The 16451-nt window shown below is 40.6% G+C and carries 13 protein-coding genes; 10 read left to right on the forward strand and 3 right to left on the reverse strand.

Annotated features, from left to right (window positions below; translation table 11 throughout):
* Nucleotides 1–72: 72 nt before the first annotated feature.
* Complete coding sequence (manA, locus tag BZG42_RS02620) at nucleotides 73–1026, reverse strand: mannose-6-phosphate isomerase, class I (RefSeq protein ID WP_155996063.1); 954 nt, start codon at nucleotides 1024–1026, stop codon at nucleotides 73–75.
* Between the two features lie 208 nt (nucleotides 1027–1234).
* On the opposite strand from manA, the gene hprK reads away from it, so the two are divergent.
* From hprK to BZG42_RS02640, 4 genes are read left to right on the forward strand one after another with little or no spacing between them, the layout of a single operon-like run.
* Nucleotides 1235–2167: an HPr(Ser) kinase/phosphatase gene (gene hprK / locus BZG42_RS02625; RefSeq protein ID WP_155996065.1), complete on the forward strand. Its 933-nt coding sequence runs from the start codon at nucleotides 1235–1237 to the stop codon at nucleotides 2165–2167.
* Between the two features lies 1 nt (nucleotide 2168).
* A complete protein-coding gene (gene lgt / locus BZG42_RS02630) occupies nucleotides 2169–2945 on the forward strand; it encodes a prolipoprotein diacylglyceryl transferase (RefSeq protein ID WP_024531613.1) in 777 nt (258 codons plus the stop codon).
* 12 nt (nucleotides 2946–2957) lie between these two features.
* Complete coding sequence (locus BZG42_RS02635; protein ID WP_079276121.1) at nucleotides 2958–3371, forward strand: DUF948 domain-containing protein; 414 nt, start codon at nucleotides 2958–2960, stop codon at nucleotides 3369–3371.
* A complete protein-coding gene (locus BZG42_RS02640; RefSeq protein WP_155964586.1) occupies nucleotides 3355–3888 on the forward strand; it encodes a YtxH domain-containing protein in 534 nt (177 codons plus the stop codon). The genes BZG42_RS02635 and BZG42_RS02640 overlap by 17 nt, the downstream gene beginning before the upstream one ends.
* A gap of 307 nt (nucleotides 3889–4195) precedes the next feature.
* On the opposite strand, the gene BZG42_RS02645 is transcribed toward BZG42_RS02640, so the two are convergent.
* The gene (locus BZG42_RS02645; protein WP_159780067.1) at nucleotides 4196–9190 is read right to left on the reverse strand and encodes a Cna B-type domain-containing protein; all 4995 of its coding nucleotides are present in this window, start codon (nucleotides 9188–9190) and stop codon (nucleotides 4196–4198) included.
* Between the two features lie 563 nt (nucleotides 9191–9753).
* Between BZG42_RS02645 and BZG42_RS02650 the strand changes: the two genes are divergently transcribed.
* The 4 genes from BZG42_RS02650 (at nucleotide 9754) to BZG42_RS02665 (ending at nucleotide 13064) form a co-directional block, all read left to right on the forward strand.
* Nucleotides 9754–10203 carry a MarR family winged helix-turn-helix transcriptional regulator gene (locus tag BZG42_RS02650; RefSeq protein ID WP_024531677.1) on the forward strand — a complete coding sequence of 150 codons (450 nt, stop codon included), beginning with the start codon at nucleotides 9754–9756 and terminating at the stop codon, nucleotides 10201–10203.
* On the forward strand, nucleotides 10196–10927 hold the full coding sequence (locus BZG42_RS02655; RefSeq protein ID WP_024531676.1) for an ATP-binding cassette domain-containing protein: 732 nt from the start codon (nucleotides 10196–10198) through the stop codon (nucleotides 10925–10927). The genes BZG42_RS02650 and BZG42_RS02655 overlap by 8 nt, the downstream gene beginning before the upstream one ends.
* Entirely contained in the window at nucleotides 10924–12438 is a 1515-nt protein-coding gene (locus BZG42_RS02660) for an ABC transporter permease/substrate-binding protein (RefSeq protein ID WP_194210031.1), read from the forward strand. The genes BZG42_RS02655 and BZG42_RS02660 overlap by 4 nt, the downstream gene beginning before the upstream one ends.
* A 365-nt stretch (nucleotides 12439–12803) precedes the next feature.
* On the forward strand, nucleotides 12804–13064 hold the full coding sequence (locus tag BZG42_RS02665; RefSeq protein WP_155995892.1) for a hypothetical protein: 261 nt from the start codon (nucleotides 12804–12806) through the stop codon (nucleotides 13062–13064).
* Nucleotides 13065–13322: 258 nt separating this feature from the next.
* Here BZG42_RS02665 and BZG42_RS02670 read toward each other — a convergent pair whose 3' ends face one another.
* Entirely contained in the window at nucleotides 13323–14498 is a 1176-nt protein-coding gene (locus BZG42_RS02670; protein WP_155995894.1) for a DUF2974 domain-containing protein, read from the reverse strand.
* Between the two features lie 141 nt (nucleotides 14499–14639).
* Between BZG42_RS02670 and BZG42_RS02675 the strand changes: the two genes are divergently transcribed.
* Nucleotides 14640–15323, forward strand: coding sequence for a response regulator transcription factor (locus BZG42_RS02675; RefSeq protein ID WP_024531672.1), 684 nt, complete (start codon nucleotides 14640–14642; stop codon nucleotides 15321–15323).
* Nucleotides 15316–16308 carry a sensor histidine kinase gene (locus BZG42_RS02680; protein WP_120171426.1) on the forward strand — a complete coding sequence of 331 codons (993 nt, stop codon included), beginning with the start codon at nucleotides 15316–15318 and terminating at the stop codon, nucleotides 16306–16308. The genes BZG42_RS02675 and BZG42_RS02680 overlap by 8 nt, the downstream gene beginning before the upstream one ends.
* Nucleotides 16309–16451: the final 143 nt, after the last annotated feature.

Here is a 16451-nt window from a genome sequence, read left to right on the forward strand (position 1 = left end):
ATCTGACCGAAGCAATGGTGTATATGGTTGAAAATACGAACTTTTTTCTATCTGTCAAATATTTTTCTATTTTCATGTTTTAGACGAATTGGGATGACTGACAATAAGCTCTAGCTCTCCCGTGAAAGTCCATTCAGTCACATCGGCCGGTAGGATAAAGTGGCTTCCTTTTTTCAGCGAGTAGCTAGTATCGCCAACTTGAATGAATCCTTGCCCCCCAATAACGCTGACCAATAAGTAAGGGACGGTCTGCTCCATGGTTACTCTATCCTTAATCAACCATTTATAAACGGTGAAAAATGGACTAGAAACCAAAAGAGTAGAGTCTAGGGTATCCAATGAGAGACGAGCTGGTGTCGCATTAGCGACGGAACCAATTGTCAAAACATCAATAGACTTGTCAATATGAAGCTCACGCAGATTGCCAGCTTCGTCACGACGGTCGAAGTCATAAACTCGATAGGTAGTATCGCTAGATTGCTGGGTCTCTAAAATCATAATCCCTTTACCGATAGCATGCATCGTACCGCTTGGAACAAAGAAGAAGTCACCCGTTTTTACTGGTATACGGGTCAAGAGTTGTTCCCAGTTCTCTTCATCAATAAGTTGTTTGAGTTCCTCTTTTGATTGAGCATTATGACCGTAGATAATTTCAGCTCCTTCATCGGCTTCTAGGATGTACCAACATTCTGTTTTTCCCAATTCTCCCTCATGGGTCAAGCCATAGGCATCATCCGGATGCACCTGAACACTGAGCCAGTCATTGGCATCAAGAATTTTCGTCAGTAAAGGAAAAACTGGATCACTTGGATGGCCGAACAAGTGTTTTTCATTTTTATAGAGGTCATCAAGCCCTCTTCCTTTATAGCAACCATTTGAAATAGTTGTCACACCGTTGGGATGGGCAGAGATTGCCCAGCACTCACCAGTCTTCTCACTTGGAATATCATAGTCATAATTGGTTTTTAAACGATTCCCACCCCAAATTTTTTCGTGCATGACAGGTGTTAGAAATAATGGTTCCATGGTCTTCTCCTTGCTCTATCTTTTATATATAGAGTATAACAGATTTACGAAAAATATGTAGGGAAAGAAAGTGCTTGTCTTGCATATTCAGAACATTTCTAACATTGAGAAGGTTGAGGTAAAGTTCCTTTTGCTAAAATAGGGACTTGTTTTTCCTTGAAGCCAAGGCTTGTGGTATAATAGAATAAAACGGAAAGTGAGGGAACAGATGACCGTTTACGTGAAAGATTTGGTCAATAATCTGCGTATTGAATGTGCCTACAGCACGGAAGAATTGCTTCAAAAGCAAATTACTACAGCAGATATTACACGACCAGGCTTGGAAATGACAGGTTATTTTGATTATTACGCTCCAGAGAGAATTCAGTTGATGGGGATGAAGGAGTGGTCCTACTTGATGGCCATGACAGCTCATAACCGCTATCAGGTTCTCTCTCAAATGTTTCAGCCAGAAACACCTGTCATCATTGTTGCGCGTGGCTTGGAAATACCAGAGGAGATGTATAAGGCTGCTAAGGAAAAGAAAATTGCCATCTGTCGCAGCAAGACAGCTACCAGTCGTCTATCGGGAGAATTGTCCTCTTATCTGGATAGTCGCTTGGCTCAACGAACCAGTGTTCATGGTGTTTTGATGGATATTTATGGTATGGGCGTCCTAATCCAAGGAGATTCCGGTATTGGTAAGAGTGAGACCGGTCTTGAATTAGTCAAGCGTGGCCATCGTTTGGTGGCAGATGACCGTGTAGATGTTTATGCTAAAGATGATGTGACGCTTTTGGGGGAGCCGGCAGAAATTCTGCGCCACTTGCTAGAAATCCGTGGAGTCGGTATCATCGACATCATGAGCTTGTATGGGGCTAGTGCTGTCAAGGATTCATCAGAAGTTCAATTAGCTGTCTATCTAGAAAACTTTGAAGCTGATAAGGTTTTTGACCGCTTAGGTAACTCAGGAGATACTATTGAAATTGCTGGTATTGTTGTTCCACAAATTCGCATTCCTGTAAAGACCGGTCGAAACATCTCAGTGGTTATTGAGGCAGCGGCTATGAACCATCGTGCCAAGCTGATGGGAGTTGACGCAACGAAAATTTTTGAAGAACGTCTATCTAATTTGATTGCACATAATAGGGGGGAAGGTTAGTATGAATCCTATTGCCATTAAATTAGGTCCAGTCGAAATTCGGTGGTATGCTATCTGTATTTTACTTGGTCTGATTTTAGGTATCTATTTAGCAGCAAAGGAAGCACCGCGTAAGAAGATCCGTCAAGATGACATTTTGGATTTTATCCTAATCGCCTTTCCTTTATCTATCGTTGGAGCTAGGCTTTATTATGTAGCCTTTTCATGGAGTGAATATAAGGACAATCTTTTATCTATCTTTGCTGTCTGGAACGGAGGCATTGCCATCTATGGTGGTTTGATTACAGGTGCCATCGTATTGTACTTTTTTTCCCGACATAGATTTATCGAAACGCTAGATTTTCTAGATGTCGTTGCACCTTCAGTAATGCTTGCTCAGGCGATTGGCCGTTGGGGAAATTTTTTCAATCAAGAGGCCTATGGTAAGGCAGTAGACAGTTTGAACTATTTGCCGGGTTTCATCAGGGATCAGATGTACATTGATGGGGCTTATCGCCAGCCGACCTTTTTGTTTGAGTCCTTATGGAATGTGTTCGGCTTTGCCTTAATCTGTATCTTACGCAGACGATCCAAGTTACTCAAACAGGGAGAAATTACAGCTTTTTATCTCATCTGGTATGGTTGCGGTCGCCTTTTGATTGAAGGCCTGCGGACAGATAGTCTGATGTTTTTAGGAGTTCGTGTTTCCCAGTGGGTATCAGGTCTTTTAATTCTGGTCGGTATTGTGATGGTTTTAGTGCGGAGGAGGAAGTCCTCCATCCCATTTTATCAACCTTAAAAGGAGAAGGATATGATTATTGAAGTTTCCATTTTGATGATTGCCTTGTCGATTGTGGCAGTGGCGGTTTACCTTGTTTCACTGTTGAAAAAGTTGGGAGCGGTGACAGATGAAGCGCAGCAAACACTGAAAGTCCTGACCAGCGATGTCAATGTTACGCTTTACCAAACCAACGAACTTCTAGCCAAAACCAATGTTCTGGTGGAAGATGTCAATGGTAAGGTGTCCACTTTAGATCCTCTTTTTGTAGCAGTGGCGGATTTGTCAACTTCTGTATCAGACTTGAATGCTTCGGCTCGTGATTTGACGGTAAAGGCTAAGTCTGCTGGTGCAAGTACAGTAAAAGCAGGCGGTGTTCTCTCTGTCCTGTCAACTCTCTCATCTCTCTTAGGTAAGAAAGGAGAAAAAAATGGTAAGAAAATCTAGTAGTGTATGGACCAGTCTTTTGTTAGGAGCAGCTGGTGGTGCAGCGGCTGCGGCTTTTCTAGCAACGAAAAGTGGTAAAGCAGTCAAAGAAAAAGTCGTCAATTTTGCCAATGTTTATAAAGAAAATCATGAAGAAATCAATGCTGATTTGGTCAGTAAGGCTCAGGACTTTGGCAAACAAGCGACAGAACGTTTTGCTGAAGTGAAGACCCAACTAGAAACTGGGGAATTGACATTAGAAGATTTAGTCAAGTCTGGCAAAGATAGAACGTTGGAAACTTTGGGACAACTCAAGGAAAAAATAACTGAACAAAATTTATCCACAACAGATATTTTAGAAGCTATCAAGACTAAAACAAAAGCCTCAGCAGTTGATGGAGCAGGAGATATTGAAGAGGCTATCGTAGTGTCAGAAGATATTGAAATTGCCATTGATGATGTGGTAGTGGCTCCTGTGCCTAAGGAAGCTCCAGAAACCAAGTCAGAAATTGTACTAGAAAAAAGTGAAGAGCTATAGGGCTTCCTGTTAGCTGAGAATTTCGAACAAAACTAGCTTAGAAAATGTATCTAGGCTAGTTTTTCTTATAATATTTTAGTTGGCATTAAAGATTGTAGTTTTTATGATCCAATATTATATTCAGTTTATTTTTTACCAGCAACAATGGTCAAGGGTATACTTCAACTTCAAGCAGGGTGAGTTAACGGAGTAATAAAAGGTAAAATGCAAATACCACAAAAGCCCATTAGAGTAAATCTAAGGGCTTTTGTCTATCTCAAGAGAGTATTATTCTCTCAAGTTGTTCTGTTTATGAAAGTTGTCATGCCTATTTCCTCTTTTGGTAAATCGCTCGAGCACTGATAGTCGCGGCAAGTGCTAGTCCGACAAACGTCAGTCCTAGTCCGCTGAGACTTCCTGTTGATGGCAGTGGAGTCGATTTTTTCTTCTTAGGAGGAGTGGTTGGCTTGTAGGTGTTGGTAATGGTGACATTTCCGTTTTCAACTTTTCCTACAGATGCTGTGTATCCATCAACCACTGAAACCTCTTTGACCGTATAGACAATATCTTTCTGGTTTGCTTTCTTGTCAAGTCCTGTCCAAGTATGCGTCCACTTGTTATCAGCAGTCAGGGTTACAGGTTCGCCCAACTTTTCACCGTTGGCATAGAGTTGAACTTGGATAGCTTCAGGACGTTTACCGTCTTGATTATTGTTATCCTTCCAGACCTTGGTAACAGTGAGACTCGTCTGACCAGGTGTGTAACTGTTGGTAATGTTGTGACCATCAATGGTTGTTGTATAGTTATCAACGGCATTCTCAGTTACAGTGTAGACGATTTCCTTCCCGTTAGCGTACTTCGGTAGGTTAGTAAAGGTATAAGTCCAATTCGTATCGGCAGAGACTTTCTGACTTTGAACGACTTCACCGTTAGCCAAGAGGTTTACGGTAATAGATTTCGGACGTTTACCGTCTTGGTCGTTGTTGTCATTCCAGGTCTTAGCACCTGAAACTTCCGTTGTTTCTGGAGTGTGGGTGTTAGTGATGGTGGTTCCTTCTACAGATGAGGTATACCCGTTTGGTGTGTTCGCCTCTTCCACAGTGTAGGTAATTTTCTTGCCATTTTTGTATTCAGGCAAGTCTGTGAATGTGTAGTTCCAATCACCGTTGGCATCTGGTTTGATGGTTGTTGTAGAAACTACCTGACCATCTGCCAGAAGGTTGACGATAATAGAAGTTGGGCGTAGACCATCTTGGTTGTCCTTATCTTTCCACACCTTGTTTACCTTGACAGAGGTTGTACTTGGTGTGTAACTGTTTGTGATATTGTAGCCATCCACCTTCATCTCATACCCGTCTACTTTTTCTTCTGAAACAGTGTAGACGATTTCCTTCCCGTTAGCGTACTTCGGTAGGTCGGTGAAGGTATACTTCCAGTCGTTTTCAGCAGTGACTTGTTGGCTCTTGATGACCTTACCATCCGCCAAGAGGTTTACGGTAATAGATTTCGGACGTTTACCGTCTTGGTCATTGTTGTCATTCCAGGTCTTAGCACCTGCAACTTGCGTTGTTTCTGGAGTATGGGTATTGGTGATGTTGGTTCCTTCCACCTTCATCTCATACCCGTCTACTTTTTCTTCTGAAACAGTGTAGACGATTTCCTTCCCGTTAGCGTATTTCGGTAGGTTAGTAAAGGTATAGGTCCAATTCGTATCGGCAGAGACTTTCTGACTTTGAACGACCTCACCGTTAGCCAAGAGGTTGACGGTGATAGATTTCGGACGTTTACCGTCTTGGTCATTGTTGTCATTCCAGGTCTTAGCACCTGCAACTTGCGTTGTTTCTGGAGTATGGGTGTTGGTGATGGTAAAGTTATTGGTTGATGTTTGAGTTACTTTTGAAGTATAGCCATCAATAGCAGAGACTTCTTTGATGGTGTAGACGATGTCCTTTTTGTTTGCTTTCTTGGCAAGCCCTGTCCAGGTTGCTTTCCAGTTGTTCTCTTCAGAAAGGGTTTGAACCTGTCCAGTGGCAACACCGTCTGCGTAGAGTTCTAGTTTGATTTCCCTGCGCAGTCCGTCTTGGTTGTTGTTGTCTTCCCAAACTTTTGTGGCAGTGACACTTGTTTCTCCCGGTGTGTAGCTGTTAGTGATATTGTAGCCATCATAGGTTGTAGTGTAATCTGCGACTGCTTTTTCACTAATCGTGTAGGTAATGGCAGCTCCATTTTTCTTAGCAGGTAGGTTTGAGAACTTGTAAGCCCAGTTGTCGTCTGCGGTGACGATTTTGCTTGCGACCGGTTGACCGTCTGCCAAGAGGTTTACGGTAATGGATTTCGGACGTTTACCATCTTGGTCGTTGTTATCGTTCCAAGTCTTGGTACCTGCAACTTCTGTTGTTTCTGGAGTATGGGTGTTGGTGATGGTAGTTCCTTCTACCGTTGTTTCGTATCCCTCTACCTTTTCTTCTGAAACGGTGTAAGTGATTTTCTTGCCATTTTTGTATTCAGGCAAGTCTGTGAAGGTGTGGCTCCAATCGCCATCAGCATTTGGTGTGATCGTTTCCGTCTTAACAACTTCACCATCCGCCAAGAGGTTGACGGTAATGGAAGTTGGGCGCAGACCATCTTGGTTGTCCTTATCTTTCCAGACCTTGTTTACCTTGATAGAGGTTGTACTTGGTTTATAGGTATTGGTAATGGTGACATTTCCATTTTCAACAGTTCCTACAGTAGTGGTGTATCCCTCTACTTTTGAGACTTCTTTGACGGTGTAGACGATGTCTTTTTTGTTTGCCTTCTTAGCAAGTCCTGTCCAAGTGTGTGTCCATTTGTTGGCTGCTGTTAGTGTCACGACCTCGCCAGATTTCTGGTCGTTAGCATAGAGTTGAACTTGGATAGCTTCAGGCCGTTTACCGTCTTGATTGTCCTTGTCATCCCAAGTCTTGGTTACTGTGAGGCTGGTTTGACCAGGTGTGTAGCTATTGGTGATATTGTACTTATCGTAGGTTGTAGTGTAGCCTTCAACAGCGTTTTCTGTCACGGTATAGACGATTTCTTTTCCGTTAGCGTATTTCGGTAGGTCGGTGAAGGTATACTTCCAGTCGTTTTCGGCAGTGACTTGTTGGCTCTTGATGACCTTACCATCAGCCAAGAGGTTTACGGTGATAGATTGTGGTCGTTTACCGTCTTGGTCGTTGTTATCGTTCCAGGTCTTGGTACCTGAAACTTGCGTTGTTTCTGGAGTATGGGTATTGGTGATGTTGGTTCCTTCCACCTTCATCTCATACCCGTCTACCTTTTCTTCTGAAACAGTGTAGATGATTTCTTTTCCGTTAGCGTACTTCGGTAGGTCAGTGAAGGTATAAGTCCAATTCGTATCGGCAGAGACTTTCTGACTTTGAACGACCTCACCGTTAGCCAAGAGGTTTACGGTGATAGATTTCGGACGTTTACCATCTTGGTCGTTGTTGTCGTTCCAAGTCTTAGTACCTGCAACTTGCGTTGTTTCTGGAGTATGGGTGTTGGTGATGTTAGTTCCTTCCACCTTCGTCTCATACCCATCTACCTTCACCTCTTCCACAGTATAGACGATTTCTTTTCCGTTAGCGTACTTCGGTAGGTCAGTGAAAGTATACTCCCAGTTGTTAGCTGCTGTTACCTCTTGGGATTGAACGACTTTGCCATCAGCCAAGAGGTTTACGGTGATAGATTTCGGACGTTTACCGTCTTGGTCGTTGTTGTCGTTCCAGGTCTTAGTTACTGGTACAGATACTTTTTCAATGTTGGTATTTGTCACAGTAAAGCCAGAAGCCATGTCGCCTGTCACTTCAGATTGGTAGTTTTCGATCGCATCTTCTTTGATGGTGTACTTGATCTCTTTGCCATCTGCATGAAATTTGCGTAGGTCATTAAATGTTGCTTTCCAACTGTTTGAAGCGTTGAGAGTAGCTGTTTTTCCGGTGTCTGTATCATCTGCGTAGAGACGGACTGTAGCGGAATCTTTTGCAGGGCCAATCCATTTCTTGTCAACGTTTACTGATGTTTTAATTGGCTTGTTTGTGATGGTCTTTATAACAGCTTGCCCATTTACGACATCAACAGTTATTTCTTCTGGATTTAGTTCAAATCCATTTGGTGCTGTCAGTTCTTTGATTTTGTACTGACCTGCGACTAATTTTTCTGTCACAGCTTCACCTTGAGCGTCTGTGGTGATTTCATACTCTTCACCATCAGAGATGCGGGTAATTTTAAACTTGGCATTGGCAAGTTTTGTCTCTTGATTTTCAGCATCGACTTTGATGATTTTAATCTTGTTGGTCAAGTCACCAGAACCTGTACCACCAGATGAGGAACTTTGATGACTAGCAATATATTCACTAATAATCTTTTCTTCAGAAATAAGTTGAGCTTTATTTTTTAAAACAGTATACGGTGTATAAGTTGTTTGATAAGTAAAAGAATACTGTTCACCATTTATATTACCCAATTTTATGGTAACGGTTTGGTCATTATCAGAAAAAGCTATCTTATCCTTTAAATCGATTGTTTCAAGTTTTTGTACCAAACGTCCCTTTGAATCGAACGTAACTTTTTCTAATTTAAAGCTATCTTTAATGAATTTTTCTGAGCTTCCTACTAAAGTATCGGTAAAAACAGCATTCGGATAAGTTCCTTTTTCATGGTTGATACGACCATCCCATTTTGCGCGATTCCCTATACCTTCAATTCCTAAGCCCCATTTATTTAATTTTTCGTTTACAATGTCCGTTGGACCATTTGGTCTGATTTTTACGTTAGTAACTTGTCCGCCTACAGTTATAGAAAATGTATTTTCTTCATCCAAACGGATTTTTGAGATAACAAAATTAGCTGCTAACTTCATTGAGCCTTTGACATCATATCTCTTTTCCACCCAATTTGTAAAAGTTACCTTGACACTTCCACCACCATCAGGATTTGGTGTTACATGTGCTTTGGCTACTACACTTGAGCCATCTGGAGACAGTAAATCAAAATTCGTTGCTGACGAATCCGAAGGGAATTTCATTTGGTCTGGTAGTGAGACAGTAAAGTAATCACCTTCTTTTAAATCAGCCCTATTTTGGCTAGCATCCCAATCCATTGTTAAATAGAATCTTTCAGTATAAAAGATACTATTAACTGCATCGCCGCTTCTTCTTTGAATATTTAGCGATGTAATGGTAGTTTTTACTTCTTTTGGTGTTCCTTCCGCCAAGGCAGTACTGGCAGGGGCAAAGACCTGAAACAGTAAGCAGAATAACATTACTATCGTCTTAAATCGACTTTTTAATCCTGTTTTCATCTTTAAATTTTCCTCTTTTCTTTGACGTTTATCTATCTCCAATTTGAGAATCAGCCCGAATACGAATCATGACCACCTCTTCCTTATTTTATTCAGGAAAAAATGCTTTTTTTTTTTTAGCATTTACGATAAAATTTTACCACTTAAACTACAGGAAGTTAAGAACAATCGGTTGACACTATGTGGACTTGTTTTGGGGTTTTAAAATTCTAAAAAAAAGGCTATATATGGTCTATTGAGGAAGGAAGATTATAGAAAAAGATTGAATGACTAAGGTGACTGGAGATAGTATCTGGAAAGGATTAAGGAGGGAAATATGGAAGAATATGAAAGCCTCAATATATTTGTACATGGTCAAAATAATTGACTATAGTTGTTTTTCTGTTAAAATAGTAAAAAATATTGACTAATGTGATAAGGAAATCCATGAGAGTTACCCTTATCTCAAGGATTGTAGCTTATAGCTGTTAGCAGTGTGGAAAAATATAAATCTTAGATTAGATCTATTACCTATAAAGGGTGGTAATTTGGGAGAGATGATTGTTTTTACAAGGAGAACAAGAATGATAAAATTACACAAGCGCAGTAAGACCTACGCTCGGATCTTCGATCAACAAATTGGGCTGTATGAAGGTTATGCCCGAAAGCATGGACTCCATGCCAAGTGCCTATCGATTCTCATGTGGATTTATTACAATCCTGAAGGTGTGACTCAGAATTGGGTTAGCAAGAAAACCTATTCCAGTAAGCAAGTTGTCAATGCAACCATCAAAAAGTTTCAGGAGAGAGGTTGGGTTTTCTTGGAGGAAAATCCGGCAGATAAGCGCCACAAGCGGGTTAAGCTGACAGAGGAGGGGCGAATGTTTGCCAATCAGATTTTACATCCGCTAGAAGAAGCCGAACAGCAGGCCTTGTCCAAACTCAGTCAAAAAGAGCAAGAACTTTTGCTTCAGTTGACACAATGCTATAGTCAGAATCTTGCTCAAATATTATTAGGAGGGGAAAATGATTGATTATCAAAATATATCTTTAGTTTGTAAAGCTAGTGGTCCAATCTTGAAAAACTTAACTTTCACTATCCAAGAGGGAGAATTTTTTGTCTTGATTGGTCCCAGTGGGAGTGGAAAGACAACAACTCTGAAATTGATTAACCGTTTGATTGAACAAACTGATGGTGATATTCTTTTTCAAGACAAGTCATTAAAAGATTATAATTTGCGAGATTTGCGTCTTGAGACAGGCTATGTCCTCCAGCAAATTGCCCTTTTTCCAAACATGACTGTGGCAGAAAATATTGCTCTTATTCCTGAAATGAAGGGAATGGACAAGACTGAAACCTTGGTTAAAATCAGAGAACTCTTGTCTAAGGTCGGCCTGGATCCGGGTAGCTATCTAAATCGTCTACCCAAGGATCTATCCGGAGGGGAGCGACAGCGAATTGGCATTTTGCGAGCTATTATTGCCAATCCTAAGGTTCTGCTTATGGACGAACCGTTTTCTGCTCTTGATCCCATTAGTAAGACCCAGTTGCAGGACTTGATTAAGGATCTACATGAGGAGTATAAGATGACGACTGTCTTTGTCACTCATGATATGGATGAGGCAATTAAGTTAGCTGATCGCATTTGCTTGATGCAGGATGGTCAAGTGGTGCAGTTGGGAACTCCTGATGAGTTAAGAAATCAACCAACTAACGACTTTGTCAAGGAATTTATCAAGACTAGAGGAGGTGCATGATGAATTTGGTTGAAACCTTTCTAGAGCGCAGGGAGGAGTGGCTATCAGCTCTCTTTGAACATTTGCGAATTTCCCTGTTAGCTTTGATTATCGCGATTGCGATTGCTGTTCCATTGGGTTTGATTTTGTCAAATAAGAAACGACTGACTGAATGGAGCTTGCAGATTACAGGGATTTTTCAAACGATTCCTTCGCTAGCTCTTCTTGGTCTTTTCATTCCTTTTATGGGAATTGGTACTCTGCCTGCGGTGGTTGCTCTAGTCATCTATGCTGTTTTCCCTATTTTGCAGGGAACTTTGACAGGTCTTGCTGAGATTGATCCTTACTTGGAAGAGGCTGCTACAGCTTTTGGAATGACGAAATGGGAGAAGTTGAAGAAGTTCAAACTAGCCTTGGCCATGCCCATTCTTATGTCAGGTATTCGGACAGCTTCCATTATGATTATCGGAACAGCAACCTTGGCAGCCTTGGTCGGTGCAGGTGGGCTGGGATCCTTTATTCTTCTGGGGATCGATCGTAATGATTCGGCTCTGATATTGATTGGTGCGATTTCGTCGGCTAGTTTGGCGGTTCTCTTTGGTTATGGAATTCGACTGTTGCAGGATAGAAGTCCAAAAACAATTTTGCTGGCTCTACTAGTAACGTTATTTGCTGTGGGCGCTAGCTATGTGCCTATGTTAAACAAACCATCTAAACAGATTGTGATTGCCGGAAAACTCGGTGCGGAGCCAGAAATTCTCATCAATATGTACAAGATATTGATCGAGAACCATACAGATATTGGTGTAGAGATTAAGCCTAATTTTGGAAAAACTAGCTTCCTCTATGAAGCTTTAAAGTCGGGGAGTATTGATATTTACCCCGAGTTTACAGGGACTATTACGACTACTCTTTTATCCACTCCGCCGACAGGTCTATCTAATAATCCTCAAGAGGTTTACGAATACGCTCGAGAGGCTATTTTAAAGCAAGATGGATTAGTTTACCTCAAACCAATGAATTTCCAAAATACCTATGCTTTGGCGGTGACGAAGGATTATGCCAAGGAAAATGGCATTGAGAAGATTTCTGATTTAGCAAAGGTTCAGCAGACAGCGCTTGCAGGATTTTCTCTAGAGTTTAATGACCGTAAAGATGGGAATGTTGGTCTGAAAAATTTATATGGTCTAAATTTGAATGTGAGGACCATGGAGCCAGCCTTGCGTTATCAAGCAATCGCCAATCAAAATGTACAAATTATAGATGTCTACTCAACGGACAGTCAGATTATCAGAAACAACCTCAAGGTATTGGAAGATGATAAACAACTCTTTCCGCCGTATCAGGTAGCTCCGCTATTATCAAAGGCGACTATGAAAAAATACCCTGAGTTGGCGAAGGTTCTTGGTCAGCTAGCAGGTAAAATTTCGACTGAAGAAATGACTCGGATGAATCATGCGGTTGATGTGGAGGGCAAGTCAGCAGCCCAAGTAGCGCGTGAATATTTGGAAAAAGAAAAGTTATTGAAGTAGGAAGAACAGTATATTCAGGCAACAAGAAAATGTGAGAAAGCTTTATCTGAGTTGTATTCATGACGGAGAAAATCAGAAGTTTTCAGATAATTATATGGCTACTAGTTATAGTACGGTGTTTCTGATGAAAAGGGAAGATTCGTAGTTTTCTTTGAAGACTTGTTCAAACGTAATCACAAGTGTGAAAATTACTAAAGATTTTCGTTGAGAATCTACATTTTATATGTTTTACTTTACAACAAATCTAATTTTTATCTGTATTCTTGTAAAGTAGCTGTTGTTCGTATTTACTGGAGCGAGCTTTTATGCTACGATAGTGTCGTGCTGATAGGCACTAATCTTTTTATTAGAATGAGGTATTATCGATGTCTAAATGTAAAATTGCAAGTGTAGCGATACTTGCTGCCCTTTCCCTATTTGCAACTGCTTCTGTCTCTGCTAATGAAGTTGGAAGCAATAAATTTATTAACATCGCACCGCCAGGAGGCAGAGGGTCAGAAGGATCAAGGCAGAGCAACAAGTGGCTTGATGAGTATATTGAGAAATTAGAACAAGCTGAACCTACAGAAACTCCAAAGACGCTAGGACTTGGGCAAAGCTTTAAAGGGACTGCACACATCTTTTAATTAAGATCATAATTTAAATTTAGATATAATTGTAATTATAAAGAGAGTCTAGGGTAAGAACTAGACATAAAACGAAAAAGCGAACAGATTGGGTTTTAGTTTGGTAAACTTCCCAATTTGATCGCTTTTTTATTTTATTCATTGCACTATGGAGTTTGAACATAAAAAAGTTCAAACGGTCATTTTTTTACTTCAAGCTCTGTAAAAATACCCTACTTCAATCACATTTATGTCTAGAATCTTCATCTAAAAGTCATGCTATTTGATTGTATTGGTTGTTTTTTGAAAAAGCTTCCGCCAATTTTGGAAACTCAATTCCGGATTGGGCAGGAGTTTACCGAGGCTGGCACGCCAAACCTGATAACGAGTGTCAAATAGGAGACGGATCATTCTATCTACCATTTCAGCTTGTTCTGGGGAAAGTGCTTTTCTCAGTCGATCTATTTCTTGCAATTTTTGTAGAGGATTGACGGTTATATCACTAAAACGTTCAATACCAGCCTGGATAAGAATACCAAAGAAAAGGTCGAAAAAATTCTGTAGTTCTTTGTCTGATAAGGTAGCTGTCCATGTTTTTAAAGTCTGGTTTATTTGTAGACTATCTTCTGTCAAGGATAGGTCTGATCTGAAGTCAAGCCCCTCGACTTCCCAAGTAAAGCTGATATGTTGAAGGAGACCGACAGCATTGCTTCGAATGACTTGGACATTTTCTGGTGTTTCAAGCATCATGCCGATGATAGAATTTTGTGGAATGATGGGATAGACACGATTTTTTATCGCCTGATAGTTAGGAGTTTCCAAGTATTTTTTATGGAGTCCAGGAGCATCGAAAGGGTAGATGGCCTGGATATTTTCTTGTAATTTAGAAGGGAGTTGACAAGCTGCGTAGAGTGCTAGATTTCCACCTTTTGAATGTCCTGCCAGATAATAGTTTCCAGATTGGCATGCCATGAGTTTTTTTAGATAGGCACTTGCTGCGCGTTGAGCAGGGATTTCATCCATATAGGTCATGTGAAAGTCTTCTTTCCAGCCAATAATGGTATCGTCTGTGCCTCGAAAGCAAGTCAAAATGATTTGCCGGTCCAGTCTATAACTGATAGCGGAGAATTGTTTTTCTTGATTCAACTGATAATCGTTAACGAAACCAAAAGCCTTGAGATGTTTGAAGCGTTTGGATTTGGCTAAGAGGGCAAACAGGGCTAGTCGGTTTTTAGTTACCATGGAAAAATATGGAAAATTATGTTGATAGGTTTCATCAAATATTTCTGCCAAATGGTCGAGTCGAATTCCTGACTCTTCAAAGGAAAAGGGAACTAGATTATCGAAAGGAAGGTAGGAAAGTTCTGCCAGAGCAAGAAGATCTAGTTTATTAACGGGCTGGTCATAAAAACTATCGTATTGGTTTTCTTCAATGTAGTTTAGTAAATTTGACATAGCATCCTCTTTTTCTTCGTTCATTTTTCGCTATTATAGCGAAATTGAAGCAAAATGACAAATTTGTAAGGGTTATTTTACTTATTTTTCCTCAAATTTTTCCTGTAATGAGCTATAATAATGATAGAGAAGGAGAAGATCATGCAGAAGATTTTAGTCGTTGAAGATGATCGAACCATTAGCCAGCTAGTAGCTAAGAATTTGGTTCATTGGGGCTATCAGGTCCAAGAAGTCAAAGATTTTCATACTGTTTTAGAGCAGATAAGCAATTTTCAGCCACATTTGATTGTGTTGGATATTGGTCTGCCTTTTTTCAATGGTTATTATTGGTGTCAAGAAATTCGGAAAACTTCTCGTGTACCCATTATGTTTCTTTCTTCTCACGATCAGCCCATGGATATCGTCATGGCAATCAATATGGGGGCTGATGATTATGTGACAAAGCCTTTTGAGATGACTGTGCTTCTTGCCAAGATACAAGGGCTACTCAGGAGAAGTTACGACTTTATCGGTGAACAAAGTTTGCTTTGGTTTGAGGAGGTTTCTCTGGATTTAAAAACCATGCAGGTGTACTTTAAGCAGGCTGTAGAAGATCTGACCAAAAATGAATTCCAAATTTTACGGGTACTTTTTGAACACAGTAGGGAAGTGGTCAGTCGTGAGGAATTGATGAGGGAGTTATGGAATAGCGATTTCTTTGTGGACGATAATACCCTATCGGTCAACATTGCACGGCTGCGCAAAAAATTGGCGGAATTAGGTTTGCCAGACTTGATTGCTACAAAGAAAGGAGTAGGCTACGGCTTAGTATGGACTCATGATTAAACAGGATTTTGGAAGAGTGCTGGTCTATTTTTTTAGGTCTTGGCTCTATTATCGTCTCGTCTTCATCATCGCTTACATTATTTTTTCTAGCACCATCTTAGGCTTTAGTTTTCTCTTTGAAGTTGAGAAGGATTTAACTATCTATGTTTTGACTCTCCTGACACTTTGTTGGTTTGGGGCTTTGTTTTGGGATTTGGTGGTAGATTTTTCACGTTTTAAGAAAATCTGGCGTGGACAGGAAGTTCAGTCAGGGACAGCTGGTGAACTTCATCTACAAGAGAAGGTAGAATATTTGAAAGTTCAAAATAAGTTTCTAATGGAAAAGCAACTACAAGAACAAGTGGAATTAGAAGATTATTACACGCTCTGGGCTCACCAGATGAAAACTCCCATTGCAGCAAGTCAACTGATGATTAAGGAAATGGAGGCAGGGAAAATTCGCCATCAGATAGAATCAGAACTTTTTAAAATTGAGCAGTATACAGGTTTGGTTTTGAACTATCTCCGCCTCCAATCTTTTCATGACGATTTGCTGATTGAAAGCGTCGACTTGTATGAGTTGATGAAGGAGCTTGTCAAGAAGTATTCTCTCTTTTTCATCCAGTCTAACACCAGCTTAGTATTAGGCTCTTTAGAGCGAACTCTAAAGACAGACAAACGCTGGCTGGGGCTTTTGGTAGAGCAACTTCTGTCCAATGCTCTCAAATATTGTCAGGGAGGAACCATATCAATTTTTTTAGACGGTGATGATTTAGTTATCCGAGATACAGGGATAGGGATTGCAGAAAGTGACTTAGAACGAGTCTTTGAACGAGGTTTTTCAGGTTTCAACGGTCGCAGAACCCAACAATCTTCGGGGCTGGGACTCTATTTATCACAAAAAATTGCTAGGGAGCTGGGCTATTCCCTAAAACTAACTTCTAAGGTAGGAGAAGGGACAGAGGTTCGGATTGGAATGAGAGAAGAAGTGCTGGTTTTGGATTAGAGTCCTTGAAAAGCCCATCTGTTTTTGTCTCTAAATGACCTGTTTCCTGGGTTATTGGTATTTGTTCAATCTGATTCATTGATATAGCTTACAAAATTGTCACCAAAATGAAAGCTAGAGCGATGGCAATCTTTTTCTAGAAG

The organism is Streptococcus sp. DAT741 (assembly GCF_009866825.1).
In the GTDB taxonomy this organism is placed as follows: Bacteria; Bacillota; Bacilli; order Lactobacillales; family Streptococcaceae; genus Streptococcus; species Streptococcus ruminantium.

Bases quoted from the DNA above. Each gene is read 5' to 3' on its own strand.
- manA (WP_155996063.1), bottom strand. From the start codon at position 1,026: ATGGAACCATTATTTCTAACACCTGTCATGCACGAAAAAATTTGGGGT.
- hprK (WP_155996065.1), top strand. From the start codon at position 1,235: ATGACCGTTTACGTGAAAGATTTGGTCAATAATCTGCGTATTGAATGT.
- lgt (WP_024531613.1), top strand. From the start codon at position 2,169: ATGAATCCTATTGCCATTAAATTAGGTCCAGTCGAAATTCGGTGGTAT.
- BZG42_RS02635 (WP_079276121.1), top strand. From the start codon at position 2,958: ATGATTATTGAAGTTTCCATTTTGATGATTGCCTTGTCGATTGTGGCA.
- BZG42_RS02640 (WP_155964586.1), top strand. From the start codon at position 3,355: ATGGTAAGAAAATCTAGTAGTGTATGGACCAGTCTTTTGTTAGGAGCA.
- BZG42_RS02645 (WP_159780067.1), bottom strand. From the start codon at position 9,190: ATGAAAACAGGATTAAAAAGTCGATTTAAGACGATAGTAATGTTATTC.
- BZG42_RS02650 (WP_024531677.1), top strand. From the start codon at position 9,754: ATGATAAAATTACACAAGCGCAGTAAGACCTACGCTCGGATCTTCGAT.
- BZG42_RS02655 (WP_024531676.1), top strand. From the start codon at position 10,196: ATGATTGATTATCAAAATATATCTTTAGTTTGTAAAGCTAGTGGTCCA.
- BZG42_RS02660 (WP_194210031.1), top strand. From the start codon at position 10,924: ATGATGAATTTGGTTGAAACCTTTCTAGAGCGCAGGGAGGAGTGGCTA.
- BZG42_RS02665 (WP_155995892.1), top strand. From the start codon at position 12,804: ATGTCTAAATGTAAAATTGCAAGTGTAGCGATACTTGCTGCCCTTTCC.
- BZG42_RS02670 (WP_155995894.1), bottom strand. From the start codon at position 14,498: ATGTCAAATTTACTAAACTACATTGAAGAAAACCAATACGATAGTTTT.
- BZG42_RS02675 (WP_024531672.1), top strand. From the start codon at position 14,640: ATGCAGAAGATTTTAGTCGTTGAAGATGATCGAACCATTAGCCAGCTA.
- BZG42_RS02680 (WP_120171426.1), top strand. From the start codon at position 15,316: ATGATTAAACAGGATTTTGGAAGAGTGCTGGTCTATTTTTTTAGGTCT.